Annotated in this window: 23 protein-coding genes; 12 read left to right on the top strand and 11 right to left on the bottom strand. The window is 69.8% G+C overall.

Annotated features, from left to right (window positions below; genetic code table 11):
- Positions 1-266: 266 nt before the first annotated feature.
- Positions 267-917 (bottom strand): TenA family protein, encoded by a 651-nt coding sequence (locus AC07FN_RS19255; protein ID WP_478396837.1) that lies wholly within the window; start codon positions 915-917, stop codon positions 267-269.
- A gap of 104 nt (positions 918-1,021) precedes the next feature.
- On the opposite strand from AC07FN_RS19255, the gene AC07FN_RS19250 reads away from it, so the two are divergent.
- The 3 genes from AC07FN_RS19250 (at position 1,022) to AC07FN_RS19240 (ending at position 3,264) form a co-directional block, all read left to right on the top strand.
- Positions 1,022-1,915 (top strand): phosphoribosylaminoimidazolesuccinocarboxamide synthase, encoded by an 894-nt coding sequence (locus tag AC07FN_RS19250; RefSeq protein WP_478396836.1) that lies wholly within the window; start codon positions 1,022-1,024, stop codon positions 1,913-1,915.
- Positions 1,916-2,090: 175 nt separating this feature from the next.
- A complete protein-coding gene (locus AC07FN_RS19245; protein WP_478396835.1) occupies positions 2,091-2,804 on the top strand; it encodes a DUF2334 domain-containing protein in 714 nt (237 codons plus the stop codon).
- 91 nt (positions 2,805-2,895) lie between these two features.
- Positions 2,896-3,264 carry an ATPase gene (locus AC07FN_RS19240; protein WP_478396834.1) on the top strand — a complete coding sequence of 123 codons (369 nt, stop codon included), beginning with the start codon at positions 2,896-2,898 and terminating at the stop codon, positions 3,262-3,264.
- Between the two features lie 204 nt (positions 3,265-3,468).
- Here the strand turns inward: AC07FN_RS19240 and AC07FN_RS19235 are convergent, their stop codons facing one another.
- From AC07FN_RS19235 to AC07FN_RS19225, 3 genes are all read right to left on the bottom strand, one after another.
- Positions 3,469-4,104, bottom strand: coding sequence for an MBL fold metallo-hydrolase (locus tag AC07FN_RS19235; protein ID WP_478396833.1), 636 nt, complete (start codon positions 4,102-4,104; stop codon positions 3,469-3,471).
- 341 nt (positions 4,105-4,445) lie between these two features.
- The gene (locus AC07FN_RS19230) at positions 4,446-5,435 is read right to left on the bottom strand and encodes an NAD-dependent epimerase/dehydratase family protein (RefSeq protein WP_478396832.1); all 990 of its coding nucleotides are present in this window, start codon (positions 5,433-5,435) and stop codon (positions 4,446-4,448) included.
- A 150-nt stretch (positions 5,436-5,585) separates the two neighbouring features.
- On the bottom strand, positions 5,586-5,990 hold the full coding sequence (locus tag AC07FN_RS19225) for a hypothetical protein (RefSeq protein ID WP_478396831.1): 405 nt from the start codon (positions 5,988-5,990) through the stop codon (positions 5,586-5,588).
- Positions 5,991-6,252: 262 nt separating this feature from the next.
- Between AC07FN_RS19225 and purS the strand changes: the two genes are divergently transcribed.
- Genes purS through purL form a run of 3 tightly spaced genes read left to right on the top strand, consistent with a single transcriptional unit; the run spans position 6,253 to position 9,451 of the window.
- Complete coding sequence (gene purS, locus AC07FN_RS19220; protein ID WP_452615189.1) at positions 6,253-6,492, top strand: phosphoribosylformylglycinamidine synthase subunit PurS; 240 nt, start codon at positions 6,253-6,255, stop codon at positions 6,490-6,492.
- The gene (gene purQ / locus AC07FN_RS19215) at positions 6,489-7,166 is read left to right on the top strand and encodes a phosphoribosylformylglycinamidine synthase subunit PurQ (RefSeq protein ID WP_478396830.1); all 678 of its coding nucleotides are present in this window, start codon (positions 6,489-6,491) and stop codon (positions 7,164-7,166) included. The genes purS and purQ overlap by 4 nt, the downstream gene beginning before the upstream one ends.
- Entirely contained in the window at positions 7,163-9,451 is a 2,289-nt protein-coding gene (gene purL / locus AC07FN_RS19210) for a phosphoribosylformylglycinamidine synthase subunit PurL (RefSeq protein ID WP_478396829.1), read from the top strand. Before purQ ends, purL begins: the two co-directional genes overlap by 4 nt.
- A 66-nt stretch (positions 9,452-9,517) precedes the next feature.
- On the opposite strand, the gene AC07FN_RS19205 is transcribed toward purL, so the two are convergent.
- A complete protein-coding gene (locus AC07FN_RS19205; protein WP_478396828.1) occupies positions 9,518-9,766 on the bottom strand; it encodes a DUF397 domain-containing protein in 249 nt (82 codons plus the stop codon).
- A complete protein-coding gene (locus AC07FN_RS19200; RefSeq protein WP_478396827.1) occupies positions 9,763-10,599 on the bottom strand; it encodes a helix-turn-helix domain-containing protein in 837 nt (278 codons plus the stop codon). The genes AC07FN_RS19205 and AC07FN_RS19200 overlap by 4 nt, the downstream gene beginning before the upstream one ends.
- A gap of 101 nt (positions 10,600-10,700) precedes the next feature.
- On the opposite strand from AC07FN_RS19200, the gene AC07FN_RS19195 reads away from it, so the two are divergent.
- Together AC07FN_RS19195 and AC07FN_RS19190 are read left to right on the top strand one after the other, a co-directional pair.
- Positions 10,701-10,925, top strand: a complete 225-nt coding sequence (locus AC07FN_RS19195; protein WP_478396826.1) for an HC3 family zinc finger protein — start codon at positions 10,701-10,703, stop codon at positions 10,923-10,925.
- Positions 10,926-11,008: 83 nt separating this feature from the next.
- On the top strand, positions 11,009-11,227 hold the full coding sequence (locus AC07FN_RS19190) for a hypothetical protein (RefSeq protein ID WP_358395605.1): 219 nt from the start codon (positions 11,009-11,011) through the stop codon (positions 11,225-11,227).
- A 95-nt stretch (positions 11,228-11,322) separates the two neighbouring features.
- On the opposite strand, the gene AC07FN_RS19185 is transcribed toward AC07FN_RS19190, so the two are convergent.
- From AC07FN_RS19185 to AC07FN_RS19175, 3 genes are all read right to left on the bottom strand, one after another.
- The gene (locus AC07FN_RS19185; RefSeq protein WP_478396825.1) at positions 11,323-12,429 is read right to left on the bottom strand and encodes a pentapeptide repeat-containing protein; all 1,107 of its coding nucleotides are present in this window, start codon (positions 12,427-12,429) and stop codon (positions 11,323-11,325) included.
- On the bottom strand, positions 12,422-13,561 hold the full coding sequence (locus tag AC07FN_RS19180) for a hypothetical protein (RefSeq protein WP_478396824.1): 1,140 nt from the start codon (positions 13,559-13,561) through the stop codon (positions 12,422-12,424). Before AC07FN_RS19180 ends, AC07FN_RS19185 begins: the two co-directional genes overlap by 8 nt.
- A gap of 139 nt (positions 13,562-13,700) precedes the next feature.
- Positions 13,701-14,438, bottom strand: coding sequence for a lysozyme (locus tag AC07FN_RS19175; protein WP_452613208.1), 738 nt, complete (start codon positions 14,436-14,438; stop codon positions 13,701-13,703).
- 547 nt (positions 14,439-14,985) lie between these two features.
- On the opposite strand from AC07FN_RS19175, the gene AC07FN_RS19170 reads away from it, so the two are divergent.
- Positions 14,986-17,151 carry a putative bifunctional diguanylate cyclase/phosphodiesterase gene (locus AC07FN_RS19170; RefSeq protein ID WP_478396823.1) on the top strand — a complete coding sequence of 722 codons (2,166 nt, stop codon included), beginning with the start codon at positions 14,986-14,988 and terminating at the stop codon, positions 17,149-17,151.
- A gap of 379 nt (positions 17,152-17,530) precedes the next feature.
- Here the strand turns inward: AC07FN_RS19170 and AC07FN_RS19165 are convergent, their stop codons facing one another.
- A complete protein-coding gene (locus tag AC07FN_RS19165) occupies positions 17,531-19,405 on the bottom strand; it encodes a glycoside hydrolase family 15 protein (RefSeq protein WP_478396822.1) in 1,875 nt (624 codons plus the stop codon).
- Positions 19,406-19,447: 42 nt separating this feature from the next.
- Entirely contained in the window at positions 19,448-20,029 is a 582-nt protein-coding gene (locus AC07FN_RS19160; protein WP_478396821.1) for a type VII secretion system-associated protein, read from the bottom strand.
- A gap of 173 nt (positions 20,030-20,202) precedes the next feature.
- Between AC07FN_RS19160 and AC07FN_RS19155 the strand changes: the two genes are divergently transcribed.
- The 3 genes from AC07FN_RS19155 to AC07FN_RS19145 all read left to right on the top strand — a co-directional run bounded on the left by AC07FN_RS19155 (position 20,203) and on the right by AC07FN_RS19145 (position 23,141).
- Positions 20,203-20,625, top strand: coding sequence for a PRC-barrel domain-containing protein (locus AC07FN_RS19155; protein ID WP_358580856.1), 423 nt, complete (start codon positions 20,203-20,205; stop codon positions 20,623-20,625).
- A 240-nt stretch (positions 20,626-20,865) separates the two neighbouring features.
- On the top strand, positions 20,866-22,038 hold the full coding sequence (locus AC07FN_RS19150; RefSeq protein ID WP_478396820.1) for a S8 family peptidase: 1,173 nt from the start codon (positions 20,866-20,868) through the stop codon (positions 22,036-22,038).
- 302 nt (positions 22,039-22,340) lie between these two features.
- Entirely contained in the window at positions 22,341-23,141 is an 801-nt protein-coding gene (locus tag AC07FN_RS19145) for a helix-turn-helix domain-containing protein (protein WP_132482171.1), read from the top strand.
- Positions 23,142-23,180: the final 39 nt, after the last annotated feature.

Here is a 23,180-nt window from a genome sequence, read left to right as displayed (position 1 = left end):
AGAGGGTGCGCCCCCAGACAGCGGGGCGGCTCCCCCTAGCCGCCCAGTTGACCAGCGGAAATCACGCCCTCGGGCCGACCTGCGATGACGGGGGGGTAGCGGTTCGCTCTGACCGCCGCTGACCTGCGGTGAAGTAGGCCAGGCGGGGTCTGACTTGCGTGTAACTCCGGTAACCATGTACGCGAAATCGCCACCCCACGCCGCAGGGCCCACGCCCCTTTCAGGGCAGGCCCGGTGGCGACACCGCGCGGGCCCCGATCAGGCCGTCACTTCCAGTGGGCGTTGAAGAAGTCGAGCTCGCAGCGGGTCGTCTGCTGGAACACGCGCAGGCAGCGGGCCCGCTCGCGCTCGTCCAGGTCGGCGCCGATCCGGTCGAGCTCGCCGCACAACCACCGCACCCAGCCCTGGAAACCGGGGTTGTTGTGCAGCGTGATCCACTCCGCGTGCACGAAGTTCTCCGGCAGCGAGGCCGGCGCGCGCATCGCCCACTCCAGGTAGGTCCACTCCGCGACGGTCAGCACCGTCAGCACCTCGGCGTAGCTGCCGTTCGCGTTGGCGTCGTTCATCACGTCCCGGAACGCCACCGTCGCCTCGTCCAGCACCGGGCGCACCCGGTCCGCCTCGCCGACGCCCAGCGCGTCGAACGAGCGCTGGAAGTAGGTGTTCTCCTCGCTGGTGACCACGGCGATGCTGCCCGCGATCGCCAGCCGCGATGAGTAGCGATCCGCCTTGGCCAGCGCGGAACCCAGCAGCGCCAGGAAGTCGTCGACGAACTGGTAGTCCTGCACCAGGTAGGAGCGCATCGACTCGACCGGCACCAGCCCGTCGAACAGGGCCCCGGTGAACGGGTGCGTGACGACCGCTGTCCAGTCGGGCTCGCTGCGCTGGCGGAGCCAGTCGGTGAATGTCTCGGTCACGAAGTCCTCCTGTGCTCGATCGGGGCTGGTCCGGACGGCCCACGCCGGTTCTTACCACCGGCCCGCGTGCGAGTGCCCTGGCCCCGGTGCGAGACAATCCGCACGTGGTTGCACTCGCCGATTACCCCCAGATCGCGGCCGGCAAGGTTCGCCAGCTGCACGCCGTGGACGACGAACACCTGCTGCTGGTCGCCTCCGACCGCATCTCGGCGTACGACCACGTGCTCGACACCCCGATCCCCGACAAGGGCCGGGTGCTGACCGCGATGAGCGTGTTCTGGTTCGAGCTGCTCGCCGACGTGATGCCGAACCACCTGGTCGCCGCCGACGACCCGCGCATCCCCGGCGAGGTGCGCGGTCGCGCGCTGCTGGTGAAGCGGCTGGAGATGCTGCCGGTGGAGTGCGTGGCGCGCGGCTACCTGACGGGCTCCGGGCTCGCCGACTACCAGCGCACCGGCGCGGTGTGCGGCGTGCAGCTGCCCGACGGGCTCGTCGAGGCGTCCGAGCTGCCGGAACCGATCTTCACCCCGGCGACGAAGGCCGAGATCGGCGAGCACGACGAGAACGTGAGCTTCGATGCGGTCGCCGCGCAGCTGGGCGCGGAGCGCGCCGCGGAGCTGCGCGACCTGACGCTGCTCGTCTACCGCCGGGCGGCGGAGCACGCGCGCGGTCGCGGCGTGATCCTCGCGGACACCAAGTTCGAGTTCGGCCTGGCCGGGGACGGTTCGCTGGTGCTCGGCGACGAGGTGCTCACGCCCGACTCGTCGCGGTACTGGCCGGCGGACGGGTACGAGGCGGGCAAGGTGCAGCCGTCGTTCGACAAGCAGTACGTGCGCAACTGGCTGACCTCGCCGGCGTCCGGCTGGGACCGCGCCTCGGACACCCCGCCGCCCCCGCTGCCGGCCGACGTCCTCGACGCCACGCGCGCCCGCTACGTCGAGGCGTACGAGCGGATCACCGGCCGTTCCTTCGCGGACTGGCTCGCCCCCACGCAGTAACCCCGCACAACTCGGGAGGCGCTGCCTTCCCCCGGTCGGAGTATGCGTCGGCGTGTCGGCGTCGCGCCGGGACCTGGCCTGCCGAAAGTGGCGGCGTGGAGGTTCGCCGGATTTGCGCCGGGGCGACACCTGGCCGTCAGGTCGTGGACACCCGGACCAGGCGGAATGAGGGACCGTGAGCACGCCGCTCGTCGTGTCGTTGTCCGGCCTTGGGCTCCGGGTGCTGGACCAGTGCGCGGAATTCGCCGCGGAACTGGACCGCCGCCAGGTCCCGCTGTCCCTGCTGATCTCGCCGCGCCCGGATCACCTCGAGGCGCGGAACCCGCAGTCCCCGCTGCTGCACTGGGTGGCCGAGCGCCTGGCGCGGCGCGATGCCATCAGCCTGCACGGCTTCGCCCGCCTGTCCCCGGGCCTGCGCGCTCGCCTCGCCCCGGCAGCCCAACTGCCGGCGCACGAAGCCGGGCTGCGGCTGGCGGCCGCGTCGGCGGTGCTCGAACAGGTCGGACTGCGGACGAACAGCTTCATCCCGCCGCGCTGGCTCGCCTCGCCCGGCACGGTCACCGCGCTGCAGCGGCGCGGATTCTCCGTCTGCGCCGACGCGATGGGGGTCCGGGACCTCACGACCGGCCAGGTGCACCGGGCGCGGATCCGGATGCTCGGCCCGGGCGAGCGTGCGGAGCCGTGGTGGTGCCGGGCACTGGTGCTGGGCGTCGAGCGGGCAGCGCGCCGCGGGCGACCGGTCCGGCTCGCGATGGACGCCGCCGAGCTGCGGAAACCGGCCGCGAGGCAGGCGCTCCTGGACGCCGTGGACCTGGCGTTGCACCACGGCGCGCGGCCGGTCACCTATGCCTCGTTCGCCCGCCGCTCCGCGACGCCGGCCCGCGGATGAGAACCCCTTCATTCGACCTTCAGGGTCGCCTCACGGTGGGCGCCCAAGCTGGTTCTCGTCAGGCGAAAGCGGCCAATGGAGGACGAGGACGATGCGGATTCGGAACACGAAGCGGACCTGGCTCGCGGCGGTGGCGGCGGTAGCGCTGGTGGGCCTCGGCGGAACCGGAGCCGCGCTCGCCGCGGACACCGGCACGGTCGAAACCCCGCGGGCGGCGACCCCGGTCGACCAGCCCCCGGCCGCCCAACCGGCCCCGGTCTGCTTCGACGACGACCCGGACGACCGGTTCGACGACGCGGACGACCGGTTCGACGACGACCGCGACGATGTCGACGACCGCTTCGACGACTGCGACGACCAGCTCGACCTGGACGACCGCCTCGACCTGGACGACCGCCTCGACGACCACCTGGACGACCAGCACGACGCCGACGACCAGGACGACCGCGACGACGACTGAACCTGCGGTCCCGCCACGAGGCGCAACACGCCGGGGAGATGCCGGTTTCGCGCGAAACCGCCGCTTTGGTCGCTCCCGCTGCGGGGCCCAGCGAGTCTGCGGATGCCGGTTTCGCGCGAAACCGGCGGTCTCACGCGTGGCCGGTGACGGTTTCGCGCGAAACCGGCGGGCCCGCCTCGGGACGCTTCGGCGTCCGCTGCCGGGTCAGACCGCGGTCTGGGTTCCCTTGGTCAGGACTTCGAGGGCGGTGTCCTTCGGGCCGAGCTGCTCGAACATGCGGTAGTGCATGTTCGGGTTCGCCAGCACCGCTTCGTGGATCGGCACCGCCGCTCGCGGCGCCACCGCGCGCAGGAAGTCGACCGCCTCGGAGAGCTTCAGCCACGGCGCCCCGGTCGGCACGCCGAGCACGTCGATCCGCTGTTCCGGCACGTAGAACGAGTCGCCGGGGTGGTAGAAGGCGCCGTGGTCGACGACGTAGCCGATGTTGTCGATCACCGGGATGTCCGGGTGGATCACCGCGTGCGTGCCGCCGACGACGTTGATCGACGCGCCGCCCAGCTCCAGCGACTCGCCGGGGCGCGCGGTGGTCGCGGCCAGGCCCTTCTCGGCGATCGCGGGCGCCGAGCCCGGGTCGGCCACCAGCCGGGCGTTCGGGTTGGCGGCGAGCAGGGCCGGGAGCCGGTCGAGGTCGAGGTGGTCGAAGTGCTGGTGCGTGATCAGCACGGCGTCGAGGTCGCGGAGGTCTTCGAAGTCGGCGGAGAACGTGCCGGGGTCGATCAGCAGCCGCGCCGAGTCGGTCTCGATCAGCACGCACGCGTGTCCGAAGTGGGTGATCTGCACGGTGTTTCCTCCTAGATGAGCGAGCACCTCCACTCTTCCACGCTCGACCGGCTTCGGAAGGAAGACCGTCGACCCACCTCCCACGCCGACTCCCCACCCCTGGGGACCGCAATTTCAATGGAAATCGGACCTTCGATTTCCATTGAAATTGCGGGAGTTGTCCACAGCCGTCGGAGTGTCGGGGTGCGACACGCCGATGATGCGCAGTTTCAATCGAAACTGCACCGGGATCATCACGTCTGAACCTGCGGTGGGGTGACGGCGGGGGTGGGTGACGGCGGGGGTGGGGTGACGACGTCTGGCACGGTGCCGAGGTCACCGTGTCTGAGCCTTCGGCGAGGTCACCGGGTCCGGTGGGGGAGGGTGGCGAGGAGTTCGGCTTCTTCCTCCGGGGTGAGCCCCGCTCGACGCTCTCGGTCCAGGCCCAGTGAGCGTTCGGTCTCCAGCGCCGCCGACACCGTCTCGGCGAGCGGCCGGATGCGCAGGCCCGCGTCCAGGCTGGGGCGCGCGTTGCGCGCGACGATGCCCTGGTGGCTTTCCGGCAGCCAGAACGGCAGCGACTTCGGGCCTGCCCAGGGCTGCACGCCCGCCTCGGTCAGGTCTTCCGGCGCGACGGCCACGAGTTCGGTGCCCGGCGGCGCGACCAGCTCGGCGATCTGCGCCAGCAGTTCGTTCAGCGGGGTGGTCGGGCTCGTGCCGTCGAAGGTGCCGGTGATGCCCTGTTCCCCGGCGTCCACGATCCACGCCGCCAGGTCGCGCACGTCGGCGTGCTGGGTCGCGTGGTCGGCGTCCGGCACGAGCACGCGACCGCCGCGCGCCATCCGCGCCGGCCAGTAGCCGAACCGGTCCGAGGTGTCGTTCGGCCCGGTGATCAGCCCGGGGCGCAGCACGAAGGCCCGGTCGCCGACCGCGTCGCGCACCGCGTTCTCGCAGGCCACCTTGATCGCGCCGTAGGACTCGGCCGTGCTCACGTCCTCGGAGTCGGTGATCGGCTCCAGCAGTTCGGCGTCGGTGCTCAGGCCGGGCGTCTCGTTGTCGGCGTACACGTTGATGGTGGACACGAACGTCCAGTGCCCGGCCGTCGCGCCGAGGACGTCGAGGGCGTCCTGCACCCACCGGTAGTTCCGCGCCACGTCGACCACGGCGTCGAACCGTTCCCCGGCGAGCGAGCCGATGCCCTGCTCCCGGTCCACCGTCACCAGCTTCGCGCCGTCGGGAATGTTGCCGCCCGTGCCGCGCGCCGCGCAGACGACGTCGTGCCCTCGCCGGAGAGCCTCGGCCGCCACCGCTTGCCCGAGGAAGACCGTTCCGCCCAAAACCAGGATCCGCATATGGGCACCCTGCCCGACCGGCTCGGGCACCACGACGGTTCTCGCTGCGGGTGAACGGGTTTATGCGATCAGCTGAATCCCGAGAGGGGCGCCTCCGGCCGGGGACGCCCCTCTCGGCTGGTCACTTCGTGACGGTGATCTTCCGGCTCGTCACTTCGTGACGGTGATCTTCATGGTCGGGCCCGCGCCGCCGCCCATGCGGGTGTGCACGGTGTACTCGCCGGGCTCGACGTCGGCGATGGTGGCCACCGCCTCGGCGTTGCCGTCGCGGTCGTTCACGACCTGGGCCAGGCCCTCGTCCGCGCCGAACGGGTGTTCCCGGTTGCGCACGAACGCCGCCGACGAGATCCAGTTGACGCCTTCGGCGCCGTGTTCCAGCCGCAGGACCAGCGTGTTGCCCGCCCGGACCTGCGACTTGTCCGCGGTCAGCAGCGCGTTCTCGGCGGGCGCGACGGCCGCCGGGCCGGGGCTCGGCGCTGCCATCGCCGGCACGGTGGTGGTCAGCGCGAGGCCGGCGAGCAGGCCGGCCGCCATCAGCGTCTTGATTGTGCGCATCGGTGTGCGTTCCCCCTAGGTAACCGCAAGCGGGGCCCGGGTTTCGGTGCCCCGGTCGTAATAGACGTCCGATCGGCCAAAGGTTTAGACAACGTGCGAAAAATGTGGCGCAAGACACATCACGGGAAGGGTGTCGTGAGCCACGCCGCACCTCCGGCCCCTGCCTGGCAGGGTGAACTCCCAGCTCAGTTACCCTTTGGCGGTACTGCTGGCCATCCGCCGGGGTCCCGGCGGATCTGCACGGAAACCGGGAGCAGCACCCGTGGCCCGAGTCGTTGTCGACGTCATGCCGAAGCAGGAAATCCTCGATCCGCAGGGACAGGCGGTGGCGAACGCGCTGCCCCGTCTCGGTTTCGACGGCATCACCGAAGTCCGCCAGGGGAAGCGGTTCGAGCTGGAGGTCGCCGACGACGTCGACGACGCCACGCTCGCCAAGATCGCTGAGACGCTGCTGGCCAACCCGGTGATCGAGGACTGGACCGTCCGCCGGGTGGAAGCATGAGCGCGAAGATCGGCGTCATCACCTTCCCCGGCACCCTCGATGACGTGGACGCCGCCCGCGCGGTGCGCCGTGCCGGTGCCGAATCGGTCGCCCTGTGGCACGCCGACCACGACCTCAAGGGCGTGGACGCGGTGGTCGTCCCCGGCGGCTTCTCCTACGGCGACTACCTGCGCTGCGGCGCGATCGCCAAGTTCGCCCCGGTCATGACCGAGGTCGTCGAGGCAGCCCGCAAGGGCATGCCGGTGCTCGGCGTGTGCAACGGCTTCCAGATCCTGTGCGAGTCCGGGCTGCTGCCCGGAGTGCTGACCCGCAACGCGGGCCTGCACTACGTCTGCCGCGACCAGTGGTTGAAGGTGGAGAACAACAGCAGCGCCTGGACCACCCGCTACGACGCGGGCGCCGAGCTGCTGATCCCGATCAAGCACGGCGAGGGCAACTACGTGGCCGACGAGGCCGTCCTCGACGAGCTCGAAGGCGAAGGCCGGGTGCTGTTCCGCTACGCGGGCGAGAACCCGAACGGTTCGCGGCGCGGCATCGCGGGCATCACCGACGCGCGCGGCCGGGTCGCGGGCATGATGCCGCACCCGGAGCACGCGATCGACCCGCTGACCGGCCCCACCGACGACGGCCTCGGCATGTTCCTGTCCGTTCTGGATGCACTGGTGGCAGCGTGACTAGCACCGTGAATGTGGATAGCGTCGACCACGCGAAGTCCACCCCTGACGTCGACCAGCCGTTCCGCGAGCTGGGGCTGAAGGACGACGAGTACGCCCGGATCCGCGAGATCCTGGGGCGCCGGCCCACCGAGGCCGAGCTGGCCATGTACTCGGTGATGTGGAGCGAGCACTGCTCCTACAAGTCGTCGAAGGTGCACCTGAAGTACTTCGGCGAGACCACCACCGACGAGATGCGCGAGAAGATGCTCGCGGGCATCGGCGAGAACGCGGGCGTGGTCGACATCGGCGACGGCTGGGCGGTCACGTTCAAGCTGGAGAGCCACAACCACCCGTCGTACGTCGAGCCCTACCAGGGCGCGGCCACCGGCGTCGGCGGCATCGTCCGCGACATCATGGCGATGGGCGCCCGCCCGGTCGCGGTGGCGGACCCGCTGCGCTTCGGCCCGGCCGACGCGCCGGACACCAAGCGCGTGCTGCCCGGCGTGGTCGCGGGCGTCGGCGGCTACGGCAACTGCCTGGGCCTGCCGAACATCGGCGGCGAGGTCGTCTTCGACGAGTGCTACGCGGGCAACCCGCTGGTCAACGCCATGTGCGTCGGCGTGATGAAGGTCGAGGACCTGCACCTGGCGCACGCCAGCGGCAAGGGCAACAAGATCATCCTGTTCGGCGCGCGCACCGGCCTCGACGGCATCGGCGGCGTGTCGGTGCTCGCGTCGGAGACGTTCGACGGCGACGAGAGCGGCGGCGGCCGCAAGAAGCTGCCCAGCGTCCAGGTCGGCGACCCGTTCGCCGAGAAGGTGCTCATCGAGTGCTGCCTGGAGCTGTACCACGCCGGGCTGGTCGTGGGCATCCAGGACCTCGGCGGCGCGGGCCTGTCCTGCGCCACGTCGGAGCTGGCGTCGGCCGGCGACGGCGGCATGCGGGTCGACCTGGACCAGGTCCCGCTGCGCGCCACCGGGATGACCCCGGCGGAGATCCTCTCCAGCGAGTCGCAGGAGCGGATGTGCGCGGTCGTGGATCCGTCCAATGTGGACGCGTTCATGGAGGTGTGCCGCCGCTGGGACGTCACCGCGAACGTCATCGGTGAGGTCACCGACGGCGAGAACCTGGAGATCTTCTGGCACGGCGAGCTCGTGGTGGACGTGCCGCCGCGGACCGTCGCGCACCAGGGCCCGGTCTACGAGCGGCCGGTCGAGCGGCCCGCCGAGCAGGACCTGATCGTCGCGGACAGCGCGAACACGCTGGCCCGCCCGTCCACATCGGACGAGCTGCGGGACACGATCCTGCGGATGGCGGCGTCGCCGAACCTGTGCTCCCGGGCGTGGGTCACCGACCAGTACGACCGGTACGTGCGCGGCAACACCGTGCTGGCCCAGCCGTCGGACGGCGGCGTGCTGCGCATCGACGAGGAGACCGGGCGCGGCATCGCGGTCGCCACCGACTGCAACGCCCGCTACACCCGGCTCGACCCGTACGCGGGCGCGCAGCTGGCGCTGGCCGAGGCCTACCGCAACGTGGCGACCACCGGTGCCACGCCGGTGGCGGTCACCAACTGCCTGAACTTCGGTTCGCCGGAGGATCCGGCGGTGATGTGGCAGTTCCAGCAGGCGGTGCGCGGCCTGGCCGACGCCTGCCAGGAGCTGGGCATCCCGGTGACCGGCGGCAACGTCAGCTTCTACAACCAGACCGGCGCGAAGCCGATCCTGCCGACGCCGGTGGTCGGCGTGCTGGGCACGATCGACGACGTGACCCGCCGCATCCCCACCGGAATCGGTGGCGAGGAAGGCGAAACGCTGCTGCTGCTCGGCGAGACGCACGAGGAGCTCGGCGGCTCGGAGTGGGCGCGCGTCACCCACGACCACCTCGGCGGCGTGCCGCCGAAGGTCGACCTGGCGCGCGAGAAGCTGCTGGCGGAGATCGTGCTCGCGGGCTCCCGCGACGGCATGATCTCGGCGGCGCACGACCTCTCCGAGGGCGGCCTGGCGCAGGCGCTGGTGGAGACGGCGCTGGTCGGCGAGTGCGGCGCCCGGGTGGTCCTGCCGGAGGGCGTGGACCCGTTCGTCTGGCTGTTCTCCGAGTCGGCGGGCCGGATCCTGGTGGCGGTGCCGCGCACCGAGGAGCTCCGCTTCACGGACATGTGCTCGGCCCGTGGCCTCCCGTGGGCCAAGGTCGGCGTCGCGGACGCGGGCGCGCAGTCGCTCGACATCCAGGACGTGGCGGACATCCCGCTGGCGGAGCTGCGCGAAGCCTGGGAAGGCACCCTCCCCAAGCTGTTCGGCTGATCCAGGGTTGACGCGAACGGCCCGTTCACCTCGTCTATCGAGGCGAACGGGCCGTTCGCGCATCCGCTAGCGGTCGAAGACGCCGCCCTTGACGGCGCCGATGAACCGCTGCCAGCTCGGCACCGGCACGGCTAAGTGCCCACCGTCGCGATCTTTCGTGTCCCGCACCCCAACGGCGTCGACCCCGAGGCCGACCTCGACGCAGTTGTTGTTCGGCCCGCTATAGCTGGACTTTCGCCACCCGACTTCGACGCATTCGGTTTGAGTGCCGGAGTAGCTGGACTTACGCCAGCTGGTGAACTCGAAGGTCATCATTCCTCCAGGTCGGCGGCGTACGCCGTGATCAGCGCAGCCGATTCAGAAGGGCTGAGTGCTAGCTCGCGTAGCGTATCCGTGACCTTGCGAAAGTCACTCGTATCCGCGACCTCGTCGAGGAACTGGCTTGAGCGGCGGTGCTCCAGATGGACGATCGGGTCCGCTTTGGCGAACTCGTAGATGACATGTGAACCGTCCTGGCCGATGTGTCCGCCGAGATCGAAAGGAAGGACTTGAACGACCACGTTCTCGGTTTCGGTCGCCTTCAAAAGCTTCCTGGTCTGGTCGGCCATGATCGCCCTGCCGCCAACGGGCCTGCGTAGCGCGGCTTCGTCAAGCAGTACAAGGAGTTCCACGGGATTAGCTCGGGTGAGAATCTCCTGGCGGCTTATCCGGACTCGTGCCAAGGTTTCGATCTGTTCTGGCGGGATCCCGCCAGATTGAAGAACGGCCAGTGCGTAGTCCCTGGTCTGAAGCAGGCCGGGAATCCTGTTCAGGGCAACCATGCTGATGCGAGTCGCTTCGCGCTCGAACTCGAGGAGCGCGGCGAGTTGGCGCGGGATTCCTGGATCACCGATCTCGGTCCAGTTCGGCTCATCGGCGTCCTTGGCCATCTGGACGAGTTCCTTGCGGCGCTTGCCGGTCACGTTGTAGATGGCGAGTATTGCGCCGAGATCTTCGGCGCTCGGTACCTTGTCGCCGCGCTCGATGCGGCTGATGGTGGAACGCGAGAAGCTCAGCCGCTCTTCGAGTCCACGGACCGTGAGCCCGGCTTCCTTGCGGAGTTCCCGGAGTTCTGCGCCAAGTCCACGCGCTTTCGCGGTGTTCGCCATGTCTTCACTCTAGATGGTCAAGTGATCACTCAATGTGGTCATATGGCTTGTCTCTGGGACAAGGACCACGCCATCTTTGTCCCAGAGACAAGGAGGCGGGGATGTTCGAAAAGGCTGGTGTGGACTGGTTTTGGCGGCCGGTGGGGGTTGGTCGTCATGCGTTCAGCGTGGCTGCGAAGCGGGCGGAGCCGTATGCGTCGGTGACGTCGTTCTGCGGCGTGGAGGTGGCGGCGTGGCAGGTGCAGCGGCTGCCGCGAGAGCTGGAGTGGATCAACGAGGACACCTGCATGGACTGCTGGCGGCGCATCAGCGCCCGGTGGTCGTGAGCGGCTGTGGCCGCCATGGCAGCCATTGCCACTCACGACTGATGACCTGCGGAAACGTCGACTTCAACAGCAAGGGGAAACCAATGTTCTGGCTTCAGGTGAGCACTCTGGTCCTGGTCAACGTGCTGATCGCGAGCATGTTGCTGGTCCGCGCTCCGCGCGCGCAGCACGCCGGCGCGGGCGATGGCGCGTTGAACGTGTGGCAGCTGATCGAAGAGGTCGAGGCCGAGCGACAACGGGAGGCGGAGTCCACCGGGCGGCACTGCCTGAACACCGAAACCCTTGCGCGCCTGCGCATCTGACCGAGACCAGGTCCGGCGAACTCCCTCCCCTCGCCGGACCGCATGGTGGCCGGGCGCTCCGCCCCCGACCCGGCGCCCGGCCACCCCTTCTCGCGCTACGCGCTCGCGACCTGCCAGTCGTCGGGGAGGACGACATCGCGGTCCGGGCTGGTCGTGATGCCGGTGTGCTGGACCTCGGCGTGGAACGTCGCGCCGCTCAGGTCGGCGTCATGCTCGAAGTGGACCGCGCGGAAATCGGCCGGGCCGTGTAATTCCGCCTGCGTCATCAACACCGAGCCGGCGAACCGGCTGTCGGCGAACCTCGTCTGGCCGTGGAAGCGGGTCCGCCGGAAGCTCGACCGGCCGTTGAACTCGACCCCGGGGAACCAGGCGCGCTGGTGGAAAACCGCGTCGTCGCAGCGGAACCGCCCGTACAGCCGCCCGGCGCCGACCGCCGTGCCGGTGAACCACACGTCGCCGTGGAACTCGCAGCGGCTGAAGTTGTTGTCGCTGAACAACTTCCCGTACCGCAGGAGCAACGACCCGACCTTCCGGTCGGACAGGTCGAAGTACTCCAGCGAGGCGTTGGTGAGGTCGAGGTCGTAGGCCGGGGCGGCCTCGTCACCGGCGGCCGGGAGCAGGTCGGCGATGAGCCGCTGCGCGGTCAGCCGCACCTGCAGCTTCCGCTCGGCCCCGTCCTTCGCCTCCCGGGACCACTGCACCGGCCCGTCGCCGTAGGTGTTCAAAGGGGTTCCGGCGGACGCCGGGGCGTTATCGCTGTGGCGGTGGTGCCAGAACGGTCGCCGCAGGTAGGAGCAGAGCACGTCGAGGACGGTTTGGGTGTAGTCGGGATTGCTGCGGGCGAGCCCGGCGAGGGCGTGCAGCGCGCCGACCCGGACCTGATCGGCCTCGTGCCCGAGGAGTTCCACGGCGCGGGCGAAGCGCTCGTCGGCGACCCGGTCGCGGTCGAGGTCGGCCCGGCGGTTCTCCAACTCGTGGCGCTGCCGCTCGGTCTTCTGCCGCTCCTCCTCGACGCGCCTGCGCCGGTCGTTGAGCCAGAGCGCGTAGAGCGCGACGACCGAACCGGCGGCCAGCCCGCCGGTTCGCAGGGCATCCGCGCCGGTGGTCCGGGGATCGAAGACCAGCAAGGCGATGCTGACGCCGACGAGGACCACGACGGCGATGGCGATGGTCGCGATCAACCCGATCTTGCGTTCACCCATGCGAGGGATTCTGCCCGGTGAGATCGACTGCGTGATCGGTTCCCGGAACCTGCCAGGCACCCGGCAGCCGCGACCACCCGGCGATCTCGATGTCGTCGAGCTGCGCCGTCGGGGCGGGCTCGGCGAAGTGCAGGTCGGCTCTGCCGAGGAAGCGTGCGCGGCGGAGGTCCAGCGGTGCGGTGCACACCGCGCCGTCGAAGTACACGCCTTCCCGGCACACGACTCCCTTGAGGTCCACGGCACCTTCGAACTCGGCGCGCTCGAAACCGACCGGCCCGTGCGTGACGATCCCGCGCAGCTCCAGCCGCTGCCGGAACCGGGTCTCCTCCGCCCTGATCCGCCCCACGAAGACGCTGTCGCGGAGGTGCACCGAGCCGTGGAAGACGGCGCGGTTGAGGTTCGTGGTGTACCGGAACCGGCATCGGTAGGCGGCGATGCGGCCCACGACCCGGTCGGACAGGTCGAACCGCTCCAGCCAAGCCCTGGTCAGGTCGAGCTCGTAGATCGCCGGATCCGGGTCGGCGGTGCTGGGCAACAGGTCCTGGATCAGGCGCTGCGCCGTCTGCCGGACGTACCGTTCGCCCTCCAGCTCGGGGCTGACCTCCGGCCAATCGACAGGATCCGCCGGCAACTCCGAGGGCGGTGTCCACTTCGGATGCTCGAACGGGCGCCGCAGGTAGGAGCAGAGCACGTCGAGGACGGTCTGGGTGTAGTCGGGATTGCTGCGGGCGAGCCCGGCGAGGGCGTGCATGGCGCCGACCCGCACTTGGTCGGCGTCGTTGCCGAGCAGCTCGACCGACCGCGCGAAGCGCTCATCGGCGGCGCGGTCCCGATCCTGGTCGGTCCGCCGGTCTTCCAGGGCCTGCCGCTGCTGTTCGAGCGCGTACCGCTGCCGATCCAGCTCCTGCCGCTGGCTGTCGAGCTCCTGCCGCTTCTCCTCGACGCGTCGCCGCCGGTCGTTGAGCCACAGGGCGTAGAGCGCGACCACCGATCCGGCCGCCAGCCCGCCGGTTCGCAGGGCATCGGCGCCGGTGGTCCGCGGATCGAAGATGAGCAATGCGACGCTGGCGCCGGCGAACACCACGACGGCGACGGCGATGGTCGCGACCAACCCGATCTTGCGCTCACCCATGCGAGGGATTCTGCCCTGCGCGGAGCGCAGCACTCGGCGCATGCGCGGATTCGGTGCCTCGCCTCACCTCGGAACCGCCACCCACCCCCGAACCGCACGACGCGGTGCCGGGCTCGCCGGCACCGCGCGGGTTCTGGCGTCAGCCGTTGGCCAGCGCTTGGAGGCGGTCGTAAGCGCCGTTGAACGTGTTCTTGTCCAGTGGCGACGACGTGTACTGCCAGATCGTCCAGATGCCCCAGTTGTAGGGGAGCTGGCCGACGGTGCTCGCGTAGCGGGCGACCCACAGCGGGTTCGTCGAGCTGAAGTCGCCGTCCACGCACTGGTTCCACCAGCTCGTGCTGGTGTAGATGACGGGCCAGCGCCCGGTCCGGGAGTGGTAGGTGTCGCTGAAGTCCTTGATCCAGGCCGTCATCCCGCTCTTGGTCTTGCCGTAGCAGGTGGAGCCGTACGGGTTGTACTCCATGTCCAGCGCACCCGGCAGCGTCTTGCCGTCCTTGGACCAGCCGCCGCCGTTGTCCACGAAGTAGTTGGCCTGCGCGGCGCCGCTGGAGCGGTCCGGCAGCGCGAAGTGGTACGAGCCGCGGATCATGCCCACGTTGTAGGAGCCGTTGTACTGCTGGGCGAAGTACGGGTTCTTGTAGCCGGTGCCCTCGGTCGCCTTCACGTAGGCGAACCGCATGCCCTGGCCCCACCAGGAGTTCCAGTCCACGTTGCCCTGGTGGCCGCTGACGTCCATGCCGGCAACCGTGGCCAGCGGATCGACGACGGGGGTGAGCAGCGGATCATCGCCGCCGCCCTCGTGCTTGCGGATCTGCGAGCCCATCGGGGTGTCGGTCTCGGTTCCGCTCGGTGGTTCGCCGGTCACCTGCGTGCTCATCGCGCTTTCCCTTCCCGGAAGGGGTGTGCTGGCTTGCGCTGGCGAGCACAGGAGCAGAACGCCTGCGCAGGCAACCGATACTAAGGAGACCAGTGGTAATCGGCGACCACGTCCACTCGGAAGGTTCATCGATGCCTCTCGGGGGTGTAGTTGCGGTGCGTCGTCGGGGGACCACGCGTCCTGCCCCGAAAGTGTGGCGAATGGTTTTCCAAAGATGTAGATCTTGTGTTAGTTTTTAACCAGAATGGCTCAATCCGGACACCGCAAGTGAACCGAGTGGTCTCCAGGGTGGAGTTCCGGGCCGCGCACAACCTCTCGGCGGGGCTGTGCGTCGAAAACATCAGATCTATCACGGCAGCCGCGCTCTGGCGATCGACTGGTTGCGGACGGTAGTCGCCCGCCGGGTGAGGCCCCCTGTATGGCCTGCTCGAATGAGGTGAGCGCCTACCCCGGGTGCCGTACCTGATGTTCGACCGCTGGACCGGTCCGGTCGTATGCTCCGAACGAACGGCCCAGGCGAGTAGGACGAGTGGAGGGCGCCCCAGGCATGACTGGCTGGACAGCGCCGGTGCCCAGCGCTCACGAGGTGGTCGCCGAGGTGAACCGAGCCGATCGACGACGCTTTGCCGCCTTTTGGGCGCAGGCCATGATGGGCACCAGTTACGTACCGATGACCAGCGCGGAGGTGGAAGGCCGCTTGTACGGCTACACCGACCGGCTGGTCGACGCGCTGCTCGGCGAGCCGTTCGACCCGTCCCCCGCGCGGTCGGTCGGCGTCGACCTGGTCGCCGTGCACTTCACCAGCGCGGAGTCGTTAGGCCGCACGATCGACCTCATCGGCGACGAGATCCTCGACGTCCTGCACCTGGACGACGGTCCGATCTGGCGCGAACGCGTCGCCGCTCTGCAGGGCGCGCTGTGCGCCGGCTTCGTGCAGGCCGCGCGCAAGCGGACGCTGGACGAGCAGGAGGCCATCAGGCAGGCCGTGCTGGACGCGCGCGATGCCGTCGAACAGGCCCTGCGCACCAGCGAAGCCAGGTTCCGCGCGATCTTCGCCGAGGCCGCGATCGGCATCGGGATCGGCGACATGACCGGCCGGATCCTCGAGGTGAACGACTCGCTGGTGCGGATCATGGGCCGGCCCGGCGAGGAACTCCGCCGGATGTTGGTGCAGGACATGATGCACCCGGACGATCCCGACAGCACCTGGCGGCTGTACGAGGAACTGGTCCGCGGCGAACGCGACCAGTTCCGGGTGGAGAAGCGGTTCGTCCGCCCCGACGGCGGCACCGTGTGGACCGAGCTGATCGTCTCCCTGGTCCGCGGCGAGGACGGCCTCCCGCTGTACCAGGTCGCGCTGATCGAGGACGTCACCGACCGCCGGATGCTGCAGGAACGCCTGCGTCACCAGGCGATGCACGATCCGCTGACCGGGCTGCCCAACCGGGCGTTGTTCCTGGAGCGGCTCACCACGATCCTCGAACAGCACGAACCCGACGAACGGGTGGCGCTGTGCTACATGGACCTCGACGGGTTCAAGGTCATCAACGACAGCCTCGGCCACCACGTCGGCGACGACCTGCTGCGGGCGGTCGCCGACCGGCTCGCCACCGCGGTGCACGGCGACGACCGGCTCGTCGCGCGGATGGGCGGCGACGAGTTCGTGATCGTGATCCAGAACTCGTTCGGCACCGACCAGGCCGTCGAGGTCGCCGACACCGTGCTCGACGCGCTGGTCCGGCCGATCCGCATCGGCGGCCACGAGCTGTCCGTGTCGGCCAGCATCGGCATCGTCGAGCGGCCGGTGTCCGGGCAGACCGCGGCCGAGCTGATGCGCGACGCCGACGTGACGCTGTACTGGGCGAAGTCCGAGGGCAAGGGCCGGTGGGCGCTGTTCGACCCGGACCGCAACGCCACCGAGGTCGCGCAGTTCCACCTGTCGGCGAAGATGCCCGCCGCGCTGGAGCGCGACGAGTTCTACGTGGACTACCAGCCGCTGATCGGGCTGCGGGACTTCAACGTCGTCGGCGTCGAGGCGCTGGTCCGCTGGGCGCACCCGGAGCTGGGGCGGCTGGGACCGGACCGGTTCATCGGGCTGGCCGAGGAGACCGGGCTGATCGTGCCGCTGGGGCGCTGGGTGCTGCGGCAGGCCTGCCGGCAGGCGAAGCAGTGGCAGGACGAATTCGGGTCGGCGGCGCCGTTCGTCAGCGTCAACCTGGCGGTCCGGCAGTCGCGGGACCCGAACCTGGTGTCCGACGTGGCGGAGATCCTGGCCGAGACCGGTCTGGCGCCGTCGCGGCTGCAGCTGGAGCTCACCGAGAGCGCGATCATGGGCACCGCCGACGAGCCGCTGGACGCGCTGCGCGCGCTGTCCCGGATGGGCGTGCGGATCGCCATCGACGACTTCGGCACCGGGTACTCGAACCTGGCCTACCTGCGCCACCTCCCGGTGCACGAGCTGAAGATCGCGGGCTCGTTCATGGAGGGCCTGCGGGACGCGGAGCGGGCCGACCCGGTCGATGCGCGCATCGTCGGAACGCTGGTGGACCTGGCGCACGCGCTCGGGCTGACGGTCACGGCCGAAGGTGTGGAGACCCAGGCCCAAGCCCGCCGGATGGCGGACATCGGCTGCGAAACGGGCCAGGGCTACCTCTTCGCCCGCCCGGGATCCCCAGCGGAGATAACGACGTTCATCACCGACCACCTCGGCTGACACCCACCCGGCCCCTGCCTCCCCGGGTTCTGCCGCAATTTCAATGGAAATCGAAGGTCCGATTTCCATTGAAATTGGGGAAGTTGTCCACAACCACCGGCGTGTCGTGCTGTGACACGCCGACGGTACTCAGTTTCCATTGAAACTGGGAGCCAGTTTCAATGGAGCGTTTTCATCCTGGTCGGCCCGCAGCCGCGGGTCGCGAAGCTGTGCGTCGATGGGGTGTCGCATGCGCCGCAGGCGCATAGCCCACCTACGACACTGGCACCGCCGCGGGTTCTGAGGTTCCGCTACCCGCACCGCCACGCAGAACGAGGTTGGGAAAACCTCACGGAAACCAGGTGTGCAGTTTCCATTGAAACTGCACGAGGTGCGGGGCTCAGGTGGTCGTGGCGGGGCCGTTGCGGCGGCTCTTGCGGTCCCGGGTGATGCCGCCGAAGAGGATCGCCGCCGAGTTCACCAGCGCCAGGTGGCTGAACGCCTGCGGGAAGTTGCCGGTGAACCGGCCGTTCGCGCCGTCGTACTCCTCCGCGTACAGGCCCAAGTCGTTGGTCAGGCCCACCAACTCGGCGAACATCCGCTCGGCCTCCGCGCGCCGCCCGCCGTAGGCCAGCGCGTCGACCAGCCAGAACGAGCAGGCCAGGAACGCGCCCTCCCGCCCGGTCAACCCGTCGACCTCGCTGCGCCGATCACCGGTGCTGTACCGGTCGACCAGCACCCCGTCGTGCTGCAGCTCGCGCTGCACCGCCTCGACGGTGCGCACCACCCGCTCGTCGTCGCCGGGCAGGAACCCGACCGACGGCATCAGCAGCGTGGCCGCGTCCAGCGCCGTCCCGCCGTAGTACTGGGTGAACGCGCCGACCTCCGGGTTCCAGCCCCGATCCAGGACCTCCGCGCGCACCGTGTCGCGGATCGTCCGCCACCGCTGCACCGGCCCCGGCAGCCCGTCCTCCTCCACGGCGCGGACGGCCCGGTCGAACGCCACCCAGACCATCACCCGCGAATGCGTGAAGTGCCGCTCCGGGCCGCGCACCTCCCACAGCCCGCGATCCGGCTGCTGCCAGATCTTCTCCAGGTGCCGCAGCATGCCGCGCTGCAACGCCCAGGTCTCCTCGCTCTCCGGCAGCCCGCGCTCGCGGGCCAGGTGCAGCATGTCCAGCACCTCGCCGTAGACGTCGAGCTGGGTCTGCCGGAAGGCGGCGTTGCCGATCCGCACCGGCCCGGTGCCGCGGTAGCCGGGCAGCCAGTCGGCCTCCCACTCCACCATGTGCCGCTCGCCGTTGACGCCGTACATGATCTGCAGGTCCGCGGGATCGCCGGCGACCGCGCGCACCAGCCAGTCGCGCCACGCCGCGGCCTCCTCGGAGCAGCCGAAGTTCTCCAGCGCCAGCAGGACGAAGGTGGCGTCGCGCAGCCAGCAGTAGCGGTAGTCCCAGTTCCGGTTGCCCGGCAGGGCTTCCGGCAGCGAGCTGGTCGGCGCGGCGATGACACCGCCGGTCGGCGCGTAGGTCAGCGCCTTGAGGGTGGCCAGCGATCGGTACACGGCGGCCGAGTGCGGCCCGTCGTAGCTGATCTTCCCGGTCCACTCCCGCCAGAAGTCCTCGCTGTCCTGGACTTCCTGCTCCGGATCCATCGGCGCGGGCAGGTCCCGCGCGTCCGGCGACCACTGCATCACCCAGGACAGCCGCTGCCCGGCGCGCACCGTGAGCACCAGCTCGTGCGCCCGCTCGTGATGCGCGCGCTGCGGCAGGACGTCGCCGCGCAGCACCGCGGTGTGCGGGCCGGCGACGGCGAGGATGTATTCGTCCAGCACCGGCTCGGTTTCACGCACCCGGCGCACCCAGGGCACCGCGTCGCCGTAGGCGAAGCGGACCACCCAGCGGAGCTTGACGTCCACCTCGCCGTCGATGCCTTCGACGATCCGCACCAGGCAGGGCTGGTCGTGCTGGTTCTTCTCGTGCGGCGGCATGCTGTCGATCAACCGGATCGCCCCGCCGTCGGTGCGGAATTCCGTCTCCAGCACCAGGGAGTTGTCCCGGTACCGGCGGCGAACCTCGTGCACCGGCGCGGTCGGGGCGATCTGCCAGTGGCCGTCCCGCCCGTCGCCGAGCAGGCGCGCGAAGCACGACGGCGCGTCGAAGCGGGGCAGGCAGAGCCAATCGATCGAACCGTCCTTGCCGACCAGCGCGGCCGTGCGGAGGTCGGACAGCAGGGCGTAGTCCTCGATGAGCCCTGGTCCTTGATCGCCCGTCACACTGCCGAGGCTAGGCACCTCGCCCGGCTCCGGCCACCGCTCTCAGCCGCGCTTCTCGGCGGCCTCGGTCAGGACGCGGTTCGGGATCACGGCCTGGATCGCGTCGTGCATGTTCAGGCCCAGGTCGAGGCCGCCGAGCAGATCCGGCAGCACGGACCCGGGCACCCGGCGGAATCCCGGCCAGTCCGCGGGAACCCGGGCGGCCGAGGTGCAGGCCGGCACCAGCTGACTGCCGTCGGACAGCTCCGCGGTGTAGAGCATCGGGTCGTCCGCGCTCGGCGCGTAGAGCAGCACCTCGCCGTCGAGCACCGCCGCGGGCAGCTCGGACTCCGGCAGCTGGCCGGCGGCGATCCGCACCAGCACGTGCTCCAGCTCGTTGGCCGGTTCCAGCTGGTTCGTCGTCATCTCGGACGGCTGGTACTTGTCGTTGAACTGGAAGTCCTCGTCGATCTCGCCGTCGGCGTCGATGCGGTAGGCGCCCACGATGCCCTCCGGCGGCACCTCCTCGCCTTCGGCGGCGTAGCCGGGATCGGCGATGTACAGCCAGCTGTTGGGGTTCTGCTTGGCGTGCTCCCGCATTTCGGCGCTGATAGGCGGGGCGGAACGGTCGGCGGGCTGGGACATCGGGAGCTCCGTAGGTCTGTTCGGGTCCCGGCGGGAGTGCCGGGGCTCGCCTCCGAGGGTGCCAGCCCCGGCTCAGTACTCGGTGGACGGTCGGAGATGCAGCCGTTCCGAGGTGCCGCCGCGACCGTTCCGGGCGCAGACTGACCGGGGAGGGCGAGGGGGAGGAGGCGGCGATGATCGGCCAGCGGGAAGCGTTGCGGATGTTCGGGTGCGAGGTCTTCGATCCGGAGGGCCAGCGGATCGGCATCGTCGGCCAGTTGTTCATCGACGACGACACCGAGCAGCCCGCTTGGATAACCGTCCAAACTGGACTTTTCGGGACGAACGAGAGCTTCGCGCCGCTGGAGGGCGCGGCCTTCGACGGCGACACGCTCACCATCGCGGTCGACAAGGACGCGGTCCGGCGCGCGCCCCGGGTCAGCCTGCTGCAGGGCGATCTCCCGCTGGAGCAGGAGCGCGCGCTGTACCTCTACTACGGCATGACCTACGGCGTCGCCCCCGACGGCGCCGAGTCGATCGATGAGGTCTCCGAGGTCGAACCCGAGTACGTCGAGGCCGTTCGCCTCCGCTTGCGACGCTGGGTAGCCGCTACGTAAAACGCACAAATCAGGCTTGGGAGAACAAATCGCCGCACCCGCCGGAAATCCCGGCGGGTGCGGTTTTGCCTGCTCATTCCCGGTAGTCCTCCCAGAGCTGGGAATTCGTTCACCCCGTCGCCCGATTGTGTGGCGACAAATCGCCAACATCACCCGGACGAGTGTTTTCCCTGGTTACGTTCCGCCGTGAACCGCCTTTCGCTCGGCCCCACCCGAGCGAATGAACGTAGGAGGGGACACATGAGGAAGCTGCTTTACGGCACCGGGGCAGGGGTTGCCGCGGCGGCGCTCGTGTTCGCCGGTGCACCGGCAGGCGCGCAGCCGCAGATCGAGTTGGCGCCTCTGGCGCTGCACCCGCAGGCACAGGTGCAGGGCGCGGAGTCGGACGTCTACATCGTCAACCTCAAGGACGGCATCGCGGCGCAGGGCGTCGCCGAAGAGCTCGGCGTTCAGCCGCGCGTCGTCTACAACACCGCGATCAACGGGTTCTCGGCGAAGCTGAGCCCCGAGGCGCTCGAGGCCGTCCGCGCCAGCGGCAAGGTCGAGAACATCTCGCAGAGCTACCGCATCCAGGTCGAGCCGGCGAAGAAGGAAGCCGTCGGCTCATGGGGCCTGGACCGGCTCGACCAGCCGGCGCTCCCGCTGGACGACAGCTACGCCCCCCAGGGCACCGGTGAGGGCGTCACCGCCTACATCATCGACACCGGCATCGACCCGTCGCACCCCGACTTCGGCGGGCGCGCCGAGATCGGCTTCGACGCCACCGGCGGCGACGGCTCCGACAAGCACGGCCACGGCACCCACGTCGCCGGCACCATCGGCAGCGACACCTACGGCGTCGCCAAGGGCACCAAGCTCGTCGGTGTCCGGGTGCTCGACGACCAGGGCAGCGGCACCACCGAGCAGGTCGTGTCCGGCATCGACTGGGTCGCGCAGAACCACTCCGGCCCGTCGGTGGCGAACATGTCGCTGGGCGGCCCGAAGGACCCGGCGCTGGACGAGGCCGCGACCAACCTGGTCAACAGCGGTGTGTTCCTCGCGGTGGCGGCCGGTAATGAAAGTCAGGACGCCGAGAACGTGTCCCCGGCCAGCGCGGAGGGTGTCTTCACCACCGCGGCCTCGGACAACGCCGACGGCTCCGCCTCGTTCACCAACTTCGGCGCCAGCGTCGAGGGCTACGCCCCCGGCGTGGACATCGTGTCGACCGTGCCCGGTGGTGGCACCGAGACGATGAGCGGCACCTCGATGGCCAGCCCGCACGTGGCCGGCGTCGGCGCGCTGTTCCTGCAGGCCAACCCGGACGCGAAGCCCGCGGACGTCATCGCCGGGCTGCAGGGCCAGGCCTCGAAGGGCGTGATCCAGAGCGCCCCGGACGGCACCATCACCGACCTGCTGCAGATCGGCGACCTCTGATCCGGTAGCAGTGCGACACGCGGGCCCTTCCTGGATCGCCAGGAAGGGCCCGTCCGCGCTTGACGTCGAGCCGCACAAGGGCTTTCCAGCCGAGTGGCCGCCTGGCGTCGATTGCTCCATACGGGGGATCTTGGGATGCGGCCAAAAGGGGTCAATCAAAGGTCGATCCGCTGCATCCGGCGAAAGTCGGTTCCTGCGGTCGTTCCCGGTGGATACGTTGCCAACACGGGGGTGTTTCAGTGTCCGTCGCGGTGCCGATGCCTAATCGGTGCTGCTGGGGGCACATCGAGGAGGGGTGTGCCGTGTTACCCGGATACACCGAGGAGCTGACGCAGTCGCCGACTGCGGTGGACGAGCCGGCCAGGGACACCGCCACGACCGAGCCGCTGACCGAGCGGGCCGTGCGGGCGCAGGTCGCGTCGGTGACGCGCGCCGCCCGGGCCCAGTCGGGCAACGGCGGCGTGTTGCAGGTCGTGCACGGGGCCAAGCGGGTCGGCTGGGCCGCGTACGAGCTGCAGCGCAACGCGACGCAGCTGGTCCAGGGCGTGGCGAAGCCGCCGTACGTGACGACGGGTCCACTGGACTCGCTGGAATCGCGCAAGCTCGCCGAGGGCGTCCAGTACCAAGTGCTCTACGACCGGTCCGCGCTGGCGCGCCCGCCGCAGCTGGACATCACCACCAAGCTGGTCGCGATGGGCGAGCAGGCGCGGGTGATCCACGTGGCGCCGACCAAGCTGATCATGGTGGACAACGAGATCGCGCTGCTGCCGCTGACGGTGAGCGAGACCTCGGTGGAGAGCGCCGTGGTGGTGCGCAGCTCGGCGATGCTGGCGGCGATCGCCAGGATCTTCGAAGACCTGTGGCGCTTCGCGGCGCCGTTCACCGCGGACCAGGACCTGTCGGGGCACGAGCTGCAGCCGACGGAGGAGGAGCGGTGGATCCTGTCGCTGCTCGCCTCCGGTGCCACGGACGACACGATCGGCAGGCTGATGGGCTTCAGCGCGCGCACGGCGCATCGCCGGGTGCGGGAGCTGATCTCGAGGCTGGGCGTGGAAACCCGCTTCCAGGCGGGCATGCAGGCGGTCAAACTCGGCTGGCTCTGACCCCCTGGTGATCCGCAGTTTCAATTGAAACTGCGGATC

This window comes from Saccharopolyspora sp. NPDC045941, from assembly GCF_056431445.1.
Note: the sequence above shows the minus strand (reverse complement) of the source record. Positions and strands in the feature narration are given on the sequence as shown.